This is a genomic window from Pusillimonas sp. (assembly GCF_035515275.1).
GTDB lineage: Bacteria > Pseudomonadota > Gammaproteobacteria > Burkholderiales > Burkholderiaceae_B > Pusillimonas.
The window spans coordinates 1-14,325 of the sequence record NZ_DATJBQ010000001.1; the positions used below are offsets into that span (position 1 = coordinate 1).

The 14,325-nt window shown below is 59.0% G+C and carries 11 protein-coding genes, 1 tRNA gene and 2 pseudogenes; 3 read left to right on the top strand and 11 right to left on the bottom strand.

Translation table 11 applies throughout. The features are described 5' to 3' along the window. The coding region (locus tag VL003_RS00005; protein ID WP_325438314.1) for a phospholipase D-like domain-containing protein at window positions 1–942 on the bottom strand (942 nt) is incomplete at its 3' end. Window positions 943–1,892: 950 nt separating this feature from the next. Here VL003_RS00005 and VL003_RS00010 point away from each other — a divergent pair. Then, a complete protein-coding gene (locus VL003_RS00010) occupies window positions 1,893–2,072 on the top strand; it encodes a hypothetical protein (protein ID WP_325438316.1) in 180 nt (59 codons plus the stop codon). 544 nt (window positions 2,073–2,616) lie between these two features. Here VL003_RS00010 and VL003_RS00015 read toward each other — a convergent pair. Further along, window positions 2,617–2,692: transfer RNA gene (locus tag VL003_RS00015), tRNA-His, on the bottom strand. 247 nt (window positions 2,693–2,939) lie between these two features. On the opposite strand from VL003_RS00015, the gene cls reads away from it, so the two are divergent. Next, complete coding sequence (gene cls / locus VL003_RS00020) at window positions 2,940–4,397, top strand: cardiolipin synthase (RefSeq protein WP_325438318.1); 1,458 nt, start codon at window positions 2,940–2,942, stop codon at window positions 4,395–4,397. A gap of 83 nt (window positions 4,398–4,480) precedes the next feature. Here the strand turns inward: cls and VL003_RS00025 are convergent, their stop codons facing one another. The 6 genes and pseudogenes from VL003_RS00025 to VL003_RS00050 all read right to left on the bottom strand — a co-directional run bounded on the left by VL003_RS00025 (window position 4,481) and on the right by VL003_RS00050 (window position 11,342). Then, window positions 4,481–6,040: a malonate--CoA ligase gene (locus VL003_RS00025; RefSeq protein ID WP_325438320.1), complete on the bottom strand. Its 1,560-nt coding sequence runs from the start codon at window positions 6,038–6,040 to the stop codon at window positions 4,481–4,483. A gap of 74 nt (window positions 6,041–6,114) precedes the next feature. Next, window positions 6,115–6,864: a dethiobiotin synthase gene (gene bioD, locus VL003_RS00030; RefSeq protein ID WP_325438322.1), complete on the bottom strand. Its 750-nt coding sequence runs from the start codon at window positions 6,862–6,864 to the stop codon at window positions 6,115–6,117. Continuing rightward, a pseudogene (gene bioF, locus VL003_RS00035) lies at window positions 6,861–8,060 on the bottom strand (8-amino-7-oxononanoate synthase). Before bioF ends, bioD begins: the two are co-directional and overlap by 4 nt. Next, a complete protein-coding gene (gene bioA / locus VL003_RS00040; RefSeq protein ID WP_325438324.1) occupies window positions 8,057–9,406 on the bottom strand; it encodes an adenosylmethionine--8-amino-7-oxononanoate transaminase in 1,350 nt (449 codons plus the stop codon). Before bioA ends, bioF begins: the two are co-directional and overlap by 4 nt. A 3-nt stretch (window positions 9,407–9,409) precedes the next feature. Continuing rightward, window positions 9,410–10,267, bottom strand: a complete 858-nt coding sequence (locus VL003_RS00045; RefSeq protein WP_325438326.1) for an alpha/beta hydrolase — start codon at window positions 10,265–10,267, stop codon at window positions 9,410–9,412. A gap of 106 nt (window positions 10,268–10,373) precedes the next feature. Next, window positions 10,374–11,342, bottom strand: a complete 969-nt coding sequence (locus tag VL003_RS00050; RefSeq protein ID WP_325438328.1) for a LysR family transcriptional regulator — start codon at window positions 11,340–11,342, stop codon at window positions 10,374–10,376. Between the two features lie 132 nt (window positions 11,343–11,474). Here VL003_RS00050 and VL003_RS00055 point away from each other — a divergent pair, with 132 nt between their 5' ends. Then, window positions 11,475–12,530, top strand: a complete 1,056-nt coding sequence (locus VL003_RS00055) for an aromatic ring-hydroxylating dioxygenase subunit alpha (protein ID WP_325438330.1) — start codon at window positions 11,475–11,477, stop codon at window positions 12,528–12,530. A gap of 14 nt (window positions 12,531–12,544) precedes the next feature. On the opposite strand, the gene VL003_RS00060 is transcribed toward VL003_RS00055, so the two are convergent. The 3 genes and pseudogenes from VL003_RS00060 to VL003_RS00070 all read right to left on the bottom strand — a co-directional run. Next, window positions 12,545–13,243 (bottom strand): ABC transporter ATP-binding protein, encoded by a 699-nt coding sequence (locus VL003_RS00060; protein ID WP_325438332.1) that lies wholly within the window; start codon window positions 13,241–13,243, stop codon window positions 12,545–12,547. Window positions 13,244–13,262: 19 nt separating this feature from the next. After that, window positions 13,263–14,018, bottom strand: a complete 756-nt coding sequence (locus VL003_RS00065; protein ID WP_325438334.1) for an ABC transporter ATP-binding protein — start codon at window positions 14,016–14,018, stop codon at window positions 13,263–13,265. Then, window positions 14,015–14,325, bottom strand: a pseudogene (locus VL003_RS00070) (branched-chain amino acid ABC transporter permease); the annotation flags it as partial. The pseudogene VL003_RS00070 and the gene VL003_RS00065, both read right to left, overlap by 4 nt.

A 14,325-nucleotide genomic window follows, 5' to 3' on the forward strand; every position in this document is an offset into this window, starting at 1 on the left:
GATTCGCCCCAGCCTTTCGGGCAGCATCTCGTTGGTGTCAGCCGTGCCCAACCCCTTGGATGGATCATCACTGACCATGCGGGTAACTGCCCACTCGAGCTCAATACTGCCATCGAGAAGCTGGGTCACAATGGACAGTTCATTCATCGCCTTGACGTAGCCGGCGGCCTTGGGGTCGCGCGCCACCTGTTGCGCATTGTCGTGCAGCCGCGCAAGCCCGTCGTCGTCAGCCCGCTCAAGAATGAGCCCGACCGGATACGCCGAGGCGCTGGCCCAGTAGCGATCAAAGTCGCTCGACACATCTTTGACAACCGGCCCTACGGCCAGCGCATCAAGATCAATAAACAAAAACTCGTCGGAGGCACCGAAATATTCATCGCCAATGTTGCGGCCGCCCACAATGGTGGCCTGATTGTCGACGGTGAACGACTTGTTATGCATGCGGCGGTTCAGACGCGAAAAATCCGTCAGGTAACCGACCCAGCGCCAATTTCGATACAAGAAGGGATTGAACAGGCGCACCTCGATATTGTCGTGGCTGTCGAGTGCGGCCAGTACTCCGTCCAACCCATCGGTGTTGTTGTCATCGAGCAGCAACCGTACGCGTACGCCCTTGTCTGCGGCCTCGACCAGAGCATTGAACAACAAGATGCCCGCCATGTCGTCGTGCCAGATGTAGTTCTGGATGTCGATCGACCGCTGCGCGGCCTGCGTCATCAACGCCCGGGCGGCAAACGCGTCGCCGCCGCGTGTCAGGGGCACGACACCCGATTTGCCGGGATGGTTATTGGCCATGGGCTGTATCGCGCGGCCCAACCGGGTTTCCTGCGTGTCGTCAAACGCGGTGGTAACCGAGCGGCCTTCCAGGGAAGGCAACTGCGCACATGAGGCCAATACCGTAAGGAAAACGGCAAACCCCGCCCCCGCAAATATTCTTCTCATGTTCGCGCCCCCAACCATCTATGGTCCACTTGTGTTTATCGGAATCCTTCGGCCCGGAAGACCGAACAAGTTTACCCTAGCCGGGCGGGACCGAGCCGGTGCTCCTGCGGGAACACCCCTTGCTGTCTCTGGACTGACCGCAAGGAGTACGCCATGACTTCAAATAAGCCGCCTGCAAATCAACCCACCGATAAGAACCGCAAAAAAACCGCGCATGATTTCGACCCCCGAGCTGAGTTAGGACTGCAACGCCCTACCGAGGCCGCAGGCCGGCGAGAAGCGTTTGACAAGCAAACCCGCCTAAACCGTGAAGAAACAGAGGCACAGCGGAAGGAGCCTTTCGGCCCCGGGCAATATCGCTCGGGCATCGATGAGCCGGGCGAGCCGACCAAAAAGAACGCTGGCCATACCAGTCCCCAACACAATACACCTGGACTTCAACGCCACGACGGGCCTAGCTCCGCTAAGCCGCCAATCCGTGCCGACATGGGCAGCTACCCGGGAGTCATGGGCCCAAAAGCCCGCGAACTGACACAGGAGTCAAAGCCCCCCACCGAGCCCGCCTCGCAAAAGCATCCCGACACCATACCCTCGCCCCGAGATGACTCGAAAGGTAAGGCGCAATAGCCTTATGAAATATACGCGCCGGGCCGGCCCCCCCACTGCTCGAGGGACGCTAGAACGTCCGCTTTGGCGGGTGATTTTTACCCACACAATTTCTGGGATATAAGAGATACAAAGTAAAGCTGGTGATATACGCCCGCATGCCTCAGTATGGATGCAGCGAGTCAATACGACGCCGAGCCTCTCCGAACTTACTTCACACGGCCCGGTCACACCTCGCATGACCCTTTGCCACCGGTTTCGTCGAAGTCGGTCACGAATCTGCCGAGGGCATTTATCTGGCTCTGCAGGCTAAAACTGCTCTGCAAGCCCCCCTCGGAACTCTTATGACCGTACACCAACAACGCTACGATATTGCCGTGCGCGCACTACACTTAATGGGCATGGACTGGCCTCCGCCGCCACCCTCCCCATTCGACGAAATCGGCCATGCCAAAAGGCGCGCGCAGGTTCGTCGTCGAGTGCTGCGCTTGATGAAAGAAGAATTCCCTGGCCTGCCGTATTGATCCCAGGGTAGATCGGCCCAGGACACAACCGTAGCCCACGATTAAAGAGCGCGACGGCCATCGCCCCGCACATGGCTAAGTCCGCCCATCGCAAATTTCAATTTCGAAACAACATTGCGTAAGGCAGCCACAGGGGTAACAAAAATATAATTTGATGTGAGTTTGTAGCCGCGCGAAAGACGCGGGAACTCGATCTAACTGCACAAGGGAGCGACAGTGCCACATTTCATACTGGACGACGGACGACTGCCAAACGGAGACTATGGCGTCCACAACGCGACGACGGGGTGCGCCTTCATGCCGCATCACACCAACCAAATCGACCTGGATTCACACACAAGTTGCGAGGACGCAATTTTGAAAGCGCGGCGACTGCGCCCGTTTTGGAGTCGAATCAATGGGTGTCATTGGTGCTGCCCAGCATGGCATGCTGCTTAAGCCCAATCAATAGCAAAGATCTTCTACACCCGCCTCTTGACCTAAGCAGATACAAAAAACGCCGCTGTAGGCAGCGGCGTTTTTGCTTGATTTAACAAGAGAATTCTGGGGTGACCGATGGGGCTCGAACCCACGACAACCGGAATCACAATCCGGGACTCTACCAACTGAGCTACGGTCACCGCTGACTTCATCGGCCTGGCACCGATAAAGAATGAAGATTCTAACATGGTTTTGTGCAGACGTCATGTATGCCGGCCAGGCGCGCCAGGGGTTAAATGCGCGGGGGGGAAAGGCTACGCGCCCGTCGACCGCTTACGGTACGGCACTTCGATATACTTGGCGGGGCCGTGTCGTGAACGAGAGCGCGCCTGGCAACCACCTATTCCCATTTGGGCCGTTCCACAACCCTCCAATCCCCATCAAGACATGCCGCTTTACTTGCAGGCCTTCTTCAACGAGTATTGGCCACATATTGTATTTTTGTTCACCGTAGCCGCCGCCGCAACGGCTGCAATTCATGCGTCGATGACCAAAACAGATGTGCGGGCGGCCATTGGCTGGGTGGGCATTATCTTGCTGTCGCCTTTGTTCGGCGCATTCTTGTATTTAATTGCCGGCATCAACCGCGTACGCCACGATCAACTGGTACAGCAGCGCGACAAATCACTTCGCCACTACACAACGCTGGACGACACCCCGATTGCCGACGTGGTGCCCTATTCGGCGTCGCAGTTCTCTTCATTGCAGACTCTGGGAAACAGCCTGAGCAACTTTCCGCTGTGCGACGGCAACTACATACAACTGCTGAATAGCGGTGACGAAACCTATCCGGCCATGGTAGAGGCCATTGAAGGCGCCAAAGTGTCGGTCGCTTTGCAGACCTATATCTTTGACAACGACAGCGAAGGGCGAAAGATTGTGGACGCCCTGGCGCGCGCCGTGAAGCGCGGCGTCCACGTACGTGTGCTGATCGATGCCATCGGCTCAAAGTATTCGCGCCCGCCCATTGTCAGGCTGTTGCGACGAAACGGCGTTCGCACGGCCTTGTTCATGACCAACCCGCTAGGGCTGCGCATGCCGTACGCCAACCTGCGCAGCCACAGAAAGATCCTGATCGTGGACGGATGCATCGGCTTTACCGGCGGCATGAACATACGCGCAGGTTTCGTTTCTGACGACGCCGGGCGGCCGCCTGCGCGCGATACGCATTTCAAGATGGAAGGGCCGATAGTTTTACAGCTTACCGCCGTGTTTTCCCAAGATTGGGAGTTCACCACCCGCGAGGCGCTGCCCTATGACATATGGTGCTGCGAAAGCTGGGCGCCGCCCACGCCCAGGGTGCCTGCAAGGTGCGTGCGCTCAGGCCCCGACCGCAGCATACTCAGCACGCACAATATGTTGCTGGGTGCTTTTGCCGTGGCTCAGAAAAACATACGCATTCAGTCGCCCTATTTCTTGCCCGACGTAGCGCTACTGGGCGCCATCAACACGGCAGCCCGGCGCGGCATCCAGGTCGACATCGTGATTCCGGGACAGAACAACCTGCGACTGGTCAACTACGCCATGACCGCGCAGCTGGACCAGGTTATTCGAAACGGCTGCCGGGTGTGGCGAACGCGCGGCACGTTTGATCATTCCAAGCTTATTACCATTGACGGGGCCTGGTCTTATGTGGGTTCGTCCAACCTTGATCCACGCAGCCTGCGGCTGAACTTCGAGCTGGACGTCGAAATCTACAGCCGGGCCATGGCCCGCGATCTCGAAGAGCGCATCGACACCGAGATTGGAAGTGCCGACGCGGTAACGCTGGAAACCCTTGCCGCAATCCCCTTCTTGAAGCGCCTGCGCAACAAGATCATCTGGCTGGCCAGCCCCTACCTATAAGACGCCCACCCTTTGCACCGTGCGCAACGAAAACCGGATGCGTGAGCGTTTTCAAGCGGCTGTGCCAAGCTCAAAAAATGCACTTAAACCAGCTCTGCGTAGGTTTCGCGCAGCACATTTTTCTGGACTTTGCCCATGGTATTGCGGGGCAACTGTTCAACCAGGACGATGTGCTTGGGCACCTTGAAGTTGGCGATACGCTGCTTCAGCCCCGCCTTAAGGGCCTCGGGATCAATCGCTTGGTCGGCCGCCGGCACCACCACCGCAATCACCGCTTCGCCAAAATCGACATGCGGCACGCCAATAACAGCTGATTCAGCCACGCCCGGAATATCGTCGATGAACGACTCGATTTCCTTGGGGTAAACGTTGAAGCCGCCCGTGATGATCAGGTCTTTACCCCGTCCCACAATAGACAGGTAGTCGTCGGGCACAGGCTGAATGACTTTACCGTCGTCGTCCAGCACCGACCCCCACCGGCCCAGGTCGCCGGTACGGAACCAGCCGTCGGCGGTGAACTCTTCGCGCGTTTTTTCGGGCATGCGCCAATAACCCGAAAACACATTGGGCCCGCGCACCTGCACGTGTCCGATCTGGCCCGGGTCCAAGGGAATGTCGTTGTCATTCACCACCCTGGCCTGCACCCCCGGCAAGGGCCGCCCCACCGTGCCTGCCATGCGCAAGCCCTGGCAGGCATCGTAGGGGTTCGAGGTAAGCATGACGGTCTCGCTCATGCCGTAGCGCTCGAGTATGGTGTGGCCCGTACGTTCACGAAAGGCGGTGAAGGTGTCCGCCAGCAAAGGCGCCGAACCCGACACAAAAAGCCGCATATTGGCGCAAAGCTCGCGCGTAAAACGCGCATCGGTCAGCAGGCGAACATAATACGTGGGCACCCCCATCATTACGGTGCAACGCGGCAAATAACTTAAAGCCTGGTCTGCGTCGAATTTGGGCAGCCAGATCATGCGTGCTCCGGCCAGCAGCGCCCCGTGTGCCGCCACGAACAAGCCATGCACATGAAATATGGGAAGCATGTGCAGCAACACATCGCTGCCGGACCACCCCCAATAGGTATGCAGCACCTGGGCATTGGAGGTAAGGTTGCGATGCGACAGCATGGCGCCCTTGCTGCGGCCTGTGGTGCCCGATGTATAAAGTATGGCGGCAAGGTCGTCAGGCCCGCTTTGCGCGGTGTCGAAATGGCCGTCCATTTTCGCTGCGGCATCGCTTAGGCTGCCGCAGCCGTCTTCGTCCAGCGTGTATACCTGGCTGGACCCGCAGCGCTTGGCCAACGGCTGTACCCACGCCTGGTTATTGCTCGAGCACACCACGACCGAAGGCTCTGCATCACGCAAGAAGTATTCGATTTCATCTTCGCGGTAAGCGGTATTTAACGGCAAATACACCAGGCCTGCCCTAAGCGTAGCCAAATACAGCATCAAGGCTTCGGGCGATTTTTCTGTCTGAGCGGCCACGCGGGCGCCGGCGGGCAAGCCCAACCCCGCCAATAGATTCGCGTAACGCGCAGACATGCTCTCGATATCGTTCCAGCTATAAGTGCGAACGGGCGTTTCAATGGCGACGGTGTCGCGATCAGCTGCGAACCCCTGTTGCAAGACGGCGTACAGATTGGCACTGGCCATGGTCGGTCTGCTCCCTTTCCTTTTGATATGTGGTCGATTACTGTGATTTAAAAGTTGCCGCTTGAACTCGACCCTTAAGCGGCATCCAGCGGGCCGGGCTGCACCGAGCCGCCCTGGTGGTCGCCTCGCGGCCAGCCCGGCAACAAAGTAAAGTCGATATGCTCGGCGGCGGCCTGGCATGTGGCAGGCTGCAAACGCGGCACGTGCCCCAGTAAGGGCGCACTCAGGCGGCGGCGCAGCGCGTCGATGTTTTCTTGCATATAAGGCATTTTCGCGTCGACGGTGTTGGCCACCCACCCCACCAGCTCGAGCCCTTGCGCCGCAATGGCCTGAACCGTAAGCAGGGCGTGATTAATGCACCCCAGCCTAAGGCCCACCACCATCACCACCGGCAGCCCCAATTCGCGGGCCAGATCGGCGGTGTCCAGGTAGTCGGACAACGGCACGCAAAAACCACCCACACCCTCGACCACCACGGCATCGCAAGCCTGTCCGATCTGAGCATACGCCTGCAGTATGCGGCTGGAAAACATCTGTACGCCGGATTGCTGCGCGGCAATATGAGGAGCAATGGGTTCGCGCCACAAATAGGGGGTGACCAGCTCGGGAGCCAGGCTGACATTGCCTGCGGCATTAAGGCTGTCGACGTCTTCGTTATGCCAGACGCCGTCCCGCTGCTCGGCCCCGGCCGCAACGGGCTTCATGCCCGCAGCCTTGACGCCTTGCTGAACCAGGGCATGCAGCATGGCGCTGCTGATCAAGGTTTTACCAATCTCGGTATCAGTGCCGGTTATAAAGCAGGAGAAATGCGAAGCGGTGCTCATTGATCAGCCTCCGGGCTGCGCTCGATGCGATTGACCGCCTCGGCCAGGCGGGCAACCGCGTTTGCATCGTGCGCGGCCGATAATGTAATTCGAAGCCTGGCCGTATGGGCCGGCACGGTGGGCGGCCGAATGGCGGGCACCCAAAAACCCGTGTCGTACAGCCGCTGGGATGCCTTGAGCGCTTCGTTGTTCTCGCCAATTACAACGGGCTGAATGGCCGTATTGGAATCGGGTTTGTTCCAGCGCCGCAGGTCAAGACTATTTGACAGTACCCCAATCAGGTTCTGCAAATGTTCGCGCCTGGCCGTGCCATCGGGTCCTTCGATAATGTCAAGGCTGGCCAACAGGGCGTAAGCCAGGGCGGGCGGCGAAGCCGTGCTGTATACATAAGAACGGGCCCGCTGCACCAACCAGTCGATGACGCTGGAATCAGCCGCGACAAACGCCCCTGCCACGCCGGCGGCCTTGCCCAGTGTGCCCATATAAATAATGCGACTGGAGTTAAGACCAAAATGCTCCAGCGCGCCATGACCGCGCTTGCCCAACATGCCGAAACCATGCGCGTCGTCGACCAGTAGCCAGGCATCATAGGTTTCGCACAGAGATAATATTTGCGGCAAAGGGGCCAAGTCGCCATCCATGCTGAACACGCTGTCGGTAACCACCAGCTTGCTCGCGGCGCTGCTGGCCGACAACATTTGCTCTAGTGCGATCACGTCGCAATGGTCATACACCTGGGTCTTTGCCCGGGCCAGCCGCATGCCGTCGATCAGCGAAGCATGGTTCAACGACTCGGAAAACACTTCGGTGTTTTCGTCGAACGCAACCATGCCGGCGATGACACCCACGTTGGCCATTTAGCCGGTGGAGAAATAAAGCGCGGCCGCATTTGGCACATGGTCGGCCACAAAAGACGCCAGACGCTCTTCGAGCCGAGCATGCACCTGATGATGCCCGCTGATCAGATGCGAGGCACCGCTACCGGCGCCGAAGCGCTCGGCCCCCTCTTGCAAGGCCCGAACAATGCGCGGGTCGCCAGCCAGGCCCAGGTAGTCGTTGCTGCAAAATGCCTGTAACGGGTGGCCGTTTACCGTGGGGCAGGCAAGGTTGGCGCCGCTTGTTGTCTTGCGCACCCGCTTCAAGCCTTGCCGCTCGAGTTGGGCCAACCGCCCGCGCAACGCATCCAACTGGTTCATGAGGCGCTGCCCAAGGCCTGTTCAAGCACAGCCTGCGTACCGACGGCAAGGTGCCGCACCTCGTCATCGCTTAATGTGTACGGCGGCATGATATAAACGGTGTTGCCAATGGGCCGAAGCAGCAGCTCGTGCTTAAGGCCCAAGGTAAAGACGCGGCGCGCAAAATCGAGGTCGGAATCATCAAGCGACACGTCAAACGCCCAGATCATGCCCTGCTGGCGAAAATGGCGAACACGGGGGTGGTTGGCCAGCGGCTCAAGCAGCGTGGTGAGCTTTCGGGCCAGCACGCGGTTAGTCTCAAGCACGTTGTCATCTTCAAAAATTTGCAACGTAGCCAGCGCGGCACGACATGCCAGCGGGTTGCCCGTGTATGAGTGCGAATGCAGAAAACCCCTGGAGACTTCGTCGCTATAAAAAGCGTCGTAGATACGGCTTTGGGTCATGACCAGCGACAAGGGCAAATAGCCCCCACTAATACCTTTGGACAAACACAAAAAATCGGGCCAGATCGACGCCTGCTCGCAGGCGAAAAAGGTACCGGTACGGCCGCAGCCTACGGCGATTTCATCGCCTATAAGGTGTACCTCGTAACGGTCGCAAAGCTCTCGAATCAAAGACAGGTACAGCGGGTCGTACATGGCCATGCCGGTGGCGCACTGCACCAGCGGCTCGACAATCAATGCAGCGATTGAATCCGAGCGGCGATTGAACAGGTCTTCAAGCTGGGCTGCTGCCCGACGGGCGCAGTCGGCGGCGGTTTCACCGTTGCGGGCCTGGCGCGCGTCGGGCGACTCGATGACGTGAGCCTGACCCAGCAACGGCCCATAAGCGTCCCGAAACACGGCAACGTCGGTTACGCTCAGCGCGCCCAGGGTTTCTCCGTGGTAGCTGCCTTTAAGACAAACAAACTCACGCTTATTGCTGCGGCCCATATTGCGCCAAAAGTGAAAGCTCATCTTTAACGCAATTTCAACGGCGGAAGCACCGTCGGACGCGTAAAAAGAATGGCCTAAAACATGGTTGGTGCGGGCAGACAACTGCTCAGACAGCATGACCACGGGTTCATGCGTGAAGCCTGCCAGCATGGCATGCTCAAGACGATCAAGCTGGTCTTTAATTGCCGCATTGATGCGCGGCTCGGCATGGCCAAACAAATTGACCCACCATGAACTGACGGCATCCAGGTAGCGTCGGCCCTCGTGGTCGTAAAGCCAGACCCCCTTGCCATGACTGACGGGCACCAGCGGCAACGACTCATGATGCTGCATTTGCGTGCACGGATGCCACACGTGACGCAGGCTGCGAGCCATCCATTCGGCCGAGCTACCAAGAACAGGTTCAGACATGCCTTAGCCCTTGATTGCTGCGATAACGGCCTGCGCGTATTTTGAAGAGCCATCGCCCAGCACGTTCAGCACCGTGAAATGATCGGTGTCGGGCACGGAGTCGTGGCGCGCAACCTTCCAGGCTCGGCCCAGCGTTTCGGACTGCACATGAAACTGTGCGGTTTCGCCCGCGCCGACAAAGGTATGTATATGGGTGTCTTGTGGACCAGGCCAGGCAAGCGGGCTTAGCGCCTCGGCCCGGGTCTGATCAAGGCCCAGCGCCGTGTTGATGCTAGAAGGCAGCAAAGGAGGCAGATCGAACACGCCGCTGATGGGAAACACGTTGACGATAGTGGGCATACCTTCGGGTGCGGGCTTATCGGTGCGCGCGACCATCATGGCCACCAGGTGGCCACCTGCCGAATGCCCCATCAGCGACACACGGCTGGGGTCAAAGCCCAACGGCCCTGAAAACGCAGCCAGCCACACCAGAGACTGCTGTACCTCGGAAACCATGTCTTCGACGGGGGCTTGCGGCGCCAGCGAGTAATTGATGACAGCCACATTAATGCCGGCCTGAACGTAGGGGCCGGCAATGAAACCCACATCGGCCTTGTCGCCGCCCTGCCAGTAGCCGCCATGCACGAACACCAGCAACGGCCCACCCTGCTTCCCCGGATAGAAATCGAGGTTTTGCAAAGGCTGATCGCCATAGGTAAGGTCCAGCTTGGGCGTGACACGTGCGCACAGCTCGCGGCTGGCCTTCAGCCAGGTTTCGCGGGTTTGCGGGTAGCTGGGAAACGCCTCGCGCAAGTTGTATTGCGCTTCGCTTTCATTGACCGGGCAATGCACCCTGACTTTGGCACCGTCTTGACCTACCATTGATTGAAATCTCCGTTTGGCTAGCGAGGATAATAAAGTGGCGCGGACCCACAGGCCCGCCTTGTCATGATTCTAACGCTTGTCCGCCGACCCCGGCGGCAACCGCTTATGGCGCGGCCCGCGCTTGCGGCGGTTTACGCCGTTCAGGGTCGCGCGTCAGCTTGGTGGGCATTTGAAGATAGCCCTCGAAAATTTCAAAAGCGGCTTTTCGCAGCCACGCGATGCGCGGGTCGTGGTGGTAACGACGGTGCCAATACTGCTTGAGGTCGTAATGGGGAATGCCCGCCGGCGGCTCCAGCACTCTGAGCGCAGCGCTTCGGGCAAACTGCTCGGCAATGATTCGGGGCAGCACCACCACCAGGTCAGATTCTTCGACCAGGCCCGGCACGCTCATGTAATGAGACATTCGAAGCCCAACTTTGCGCTGTATGCCCTGTGACAAAATGTGCTGCTCGTACATTTCCATGGTGCGGCTGCCGTCGCGCACGAGCAAGTGCTCGGCCTGCCTGAATTGAGCCAGTGTCATGCGCGAGCCTTTTACAGGGTGGCCTTGCCTGACCATGCAGGCCAGCACATGTGAAAACAAGCGTTGCTGATAAATGTCGGCGCTGGTCAGGTCTGGGAAATAGCCTATGGCCATGTCGACCCTTCCGTCGTGCATGGCCTGGTCCAGTTCTTCGGGCCCCAGGCTAATGGTTTTGATCACCAAGCCCGGCGCCCGCTTGCGCAAAGAACGATACAAGGCCGGCAACAGTACGACTTCGCCGATCTCGCTCAGGCACAGAACCACCTCTCCGGTGTAGCCCGCCGGGTCAAAAGTGGGCGGCGCCAGAATGTCGTGGTCGATTATGTCGATGACCTCTCGGGTCTTGCCCAATATGCCTTGAGCCAAGGGGGTGGCGTGCATGTTCAAGCCCCGACGCACAAACAAGGGGTCGCCCAATGCTCGCCGCAATCGGCCCAGCGCCGCGCTTGCAGCGGGCTGGCTGATGCCAAGCCGTTGCGCTGCAGCCGTTACGCTGCCGGTCTCATGAATGGCCAGCAGCACGCGCAACAGATTCAGGTCGGTTTTCATGTATATAAACAAAGCAAATACTGATAATAAACGCAATCAGCTATATAGATTCAGCACAACACGCTACATTGAACCGGAAATCGACAAAACCCAATAGGCGCACACGCTTAACGCCGATACAAGGAGACACCCATGCCCTTTCTGAAGAACGCCTGGTATATGGCGGCCTGGACCGACGAAATCGCCGCCGGGCAAATGTTTCATCGCAAGCTGCTCGATCAGCCCGTGGTGTTCTTCAGGCGCAGCAACGGCAGCCTGGCCGCATTGCACGACCGTTGCCCGCACCGCTTTGTGCCGCTGCATTTGGGCACGATCAAGGGCGATGCCATCGAATGCGGCTACCATGGCCTGCAGTTCGACTGCACCGGACGTTGCGTTGCCAACCCTCATAGCAAGAACACGCCGGCTGCTGCGCGCGTCAAGGCCTACCCTGTTGCCGAGAAAGACGGTATTGCCTGGATCTGGATGGGTGAGGCCGAGGGTGCAGACGAAAACCTGCTGCCCGATTTTTCGCGTTTGCACGCGGCGGGGGCCAACGCCGCCTCGCGCGGCTACTTATGGACAGACTGCAACTACAAGCTGGTGGCCGACAATGTCATGGACCTGAGCCATGCAGATTTCCTGCATGCTGATTCGGTGGGCGGAGGCGCCTTTACCAGCGCCAAGCTGAACGTGACAGAACACGGCGACGAGGTTCACATCACCTGGACCTGCGAACATGACAGCGCACCGCCGGCGTATGACCGCCTGATGCCCGAACCGGGCCAGCCGGTTAATTTCCAGACCGAAGTTCGTTGGCGTGCCCCCGGCATCATGCACCTGGACATTGCCATCACCCCCCTGGACGCCACAGGCAGCGACGGCCTGCTTACCGATAACGCCCATATTGTGACGCCCGAAACAGAAACGACGTCTCATTATTATTTTTGGCTGACGCGCCGCTTCAACGTGGACGACGAACAGATCAATGAGCGTCGCCAGGCCATTATGTACAACGCGTTCAGCAACCAGGACAAACCCATGTTGCGCGAGCAGCAATTGGCCATGGGCACCGACGACCTGTTCAGCCTGGGCCCCGTGCTGCTGCCCGGAGATGCCGGCGCCGTGCGGGCCCGACGCAAGCTCGAGCAGCGTATACGCGAAGAACAAGCGTCAGAGCAGGAATCGCTGCAGAAAGTACCCGCCTGACACAGCTGGCTGTTCTAAACGCCGACGTAACGCGCGATAAGCTCGGGCTGGGCAGACAGCTCGGGCGAGCTGCCCCGCCACACGGTGACGCCTTTGTCCAAAATGACATTGCGATCCGACAGACGCAACAAGGCCTTGGTGTTTTTGTCCACCACGATCATAGAAAGGCCTTGCTGCTTCAGCCGCGCCAGCACCTTCCAGATATCGGCGCGCACAACAGGCGCGAGACCCTCGGTGGCTTCATCAAGCACCAACAGGCGCGGATTGGTCATTAACGCCCGGCCTATGGCCAGCATCTGCTGCTCGCCGCCCGAAAGCTGGTTACCCATATTGGTACGCCTTTCTTGCAGCCGCGGGAACAGTTCATAGATTTTGGTCAGATTCCACTGCCCCTTGCCTGCCGTCTTGGAGGCAGTGGCGATCAGGTTCTCTTCGACGCTTAGTGTGGGGAAGATCTGCCGGCCTTCGGGCACCAGCGACACCCCCATGCGACCAATCCGGTAGGGCGCCAGGCCGTTCAGGTCGGCGCCGTCGAGCCTGATGCTGCCCCCACAAGGCTGGAGCAAGCCGAACAAACATTTGATGACGGTGGTTCGGCCCATGCCGTTGCGGCCGATCAGGCCGATGACCTCGCCTTCCGCGACGTCGAGCTGCACGTCGAACAGTGCCTGCGAAGGGCCATATTTTGCGGCCAGGTTTTGAATAGATAGCATTACGGCTCCTGCAGTCGGTTCAGGCGTCTTCGTCGTCGCCCAGATAGGCCTTGCGCACTTCGGGGTGGTTACGGATTTCGTCAGCCGTGCCGGTGGCAATGACCTTTCCGTACACCAGAACGCTGATGCGATCAGCCAAGGAAAACACCGCGTTCATGTCGTGCTCGATCAGGACAATGGTGTATTGCCCCTTTAAAGAGCGCAGCAGCTCAATCGCCGCCGCGCCCTCAACCGCGCTCATGCCGGCCATGGGCTCATCCAGCAGCAACAACCGAGGCTCGGCGGCCAACGCCATGGCGATTTCAAGTTGGCGGCGCTGGCCGTATGCCAGGTTGGCGGCAGACTCGTCGGCGACGTGCGTCAGTTGGCATTCATCCATAATTCGCCGGGCGGTCTGCATGGTTGCCTGGTCCTGGGTCAGAGGCTTCCAGACTGCCATGCGCACACCATGCTTGCGACGTGCCGCCAAGCAAATGTTTTCGCACACGGTAAAGGAATCGAACACGGAGGTGATCTGATAGGACCGAAGCAGGCCCAGCTCGACCCGGTCTTGCACCGGTTGCCCGGTAACGTCGACATCGCCAATGCGGATTCGGCCCCCGTCTGAGGCCAGCTCGCCCGTCAATAAATTGATAAGCGTGGTCTTTCCGGCGCCATTGGGGCCGATAATGGCGTGCAGCTCGCCGGGCCGCACCTGTAAGGAGACTTCATCCGTTGCCTTGAGGCCGCCAAAATAACGAACCAGACCGTCTACGGTAAGCGAGGGGGCTTTCATGGTGCTTCTCCAGTGACGGGCTGCGTCTTGATAGGCACCCCTGCTGATGCCGGACGCTTGAACAAGGCCTTGAACCAAGAAAACTGGTTACGACCGGCCAGCGCGATGACAACAATAATTGGCCCCATTATCAGCATCCAATGCGTCGTCCAACCCTTGAGCAGCTCTTCAAGCACCAGATACACGATGGCACCAAAAATCGGGCCGGTCACCAGGCCGATGCCGCCGATGACGACCATGACGATAAGCTCGCCCGACAAATGCCAGGAGATATAGTTTGGCACCGCGAACGCGGTGAGGTTGGCAA

Coding starts and splice junctions, on each gene's coding strand:
- VL003_RS00010 (WP_325438316.1), top strand. CDS start 1,893: ATGACCGTACACCAACAACGCTACGATATTGCCGTGCGCGCACTACAC.
- cls (WP_325438318.1), top strand. CDS start 2,940: ATGCCGCTTTACTTGCAGGCCTTCTTCAACGAGTATTGGCCACATATT.
- VL003_RS00025 (WP_325438320.1), bottom strand. CDS start 6,040: ATGGCCAGTGCCAATCTGTACGCCGTCTTGCAACAGGGGTTCGCAGCT.
- bioD (WP_325438322.1), bottom strand. CDS start 6,864: ATGAGCACCGCTTCGCATTTCTCCTGCTTTATAACCGGCACTGATACC.
- bioA (WP_325438324.1), bottom strand. CDS start 9,406: ATGTCTGAACCTGTTCTTGGTAGCTCGGCCGAATGGATGGCTCGCAGC.
- VL003_RS00045 (WP_325438326.1), bottom strand. CDS start 10,267: ATGGTAGGTCAAGACGGTGCCAAAGTCAGGGTGCATTGCCCGGTCAAT.
- VL003_RS00050 (WP_325438328.1), bottom strand. CDS start 11,342: ATGAAAACCGACCTGAATCTGTTGCGCGTGCTGCTGGCCATTCATGAG.
- VL003_RS00055 (WP_325438330.1), top strand. CDS start 11,475: ATGCCCTTTCTGAAGAACGCCTGGTATATGGCGGCCTGGACCGACGAA.
- VL003_RS00060 (WP_325438332.1), bottom strand. CDS start 13,243: ATGCTATCTATTCAAAACCTGGCCGCAAAATATGGCCCTTCGCAGGCA.
- VL003_RS00065 (WP_325438334.1), bottom strand. CDS start 14,018: ATGAAAGCCCCCTCGCTTACCGTAGACGGTCTGGTTCGTTATTTTGGC.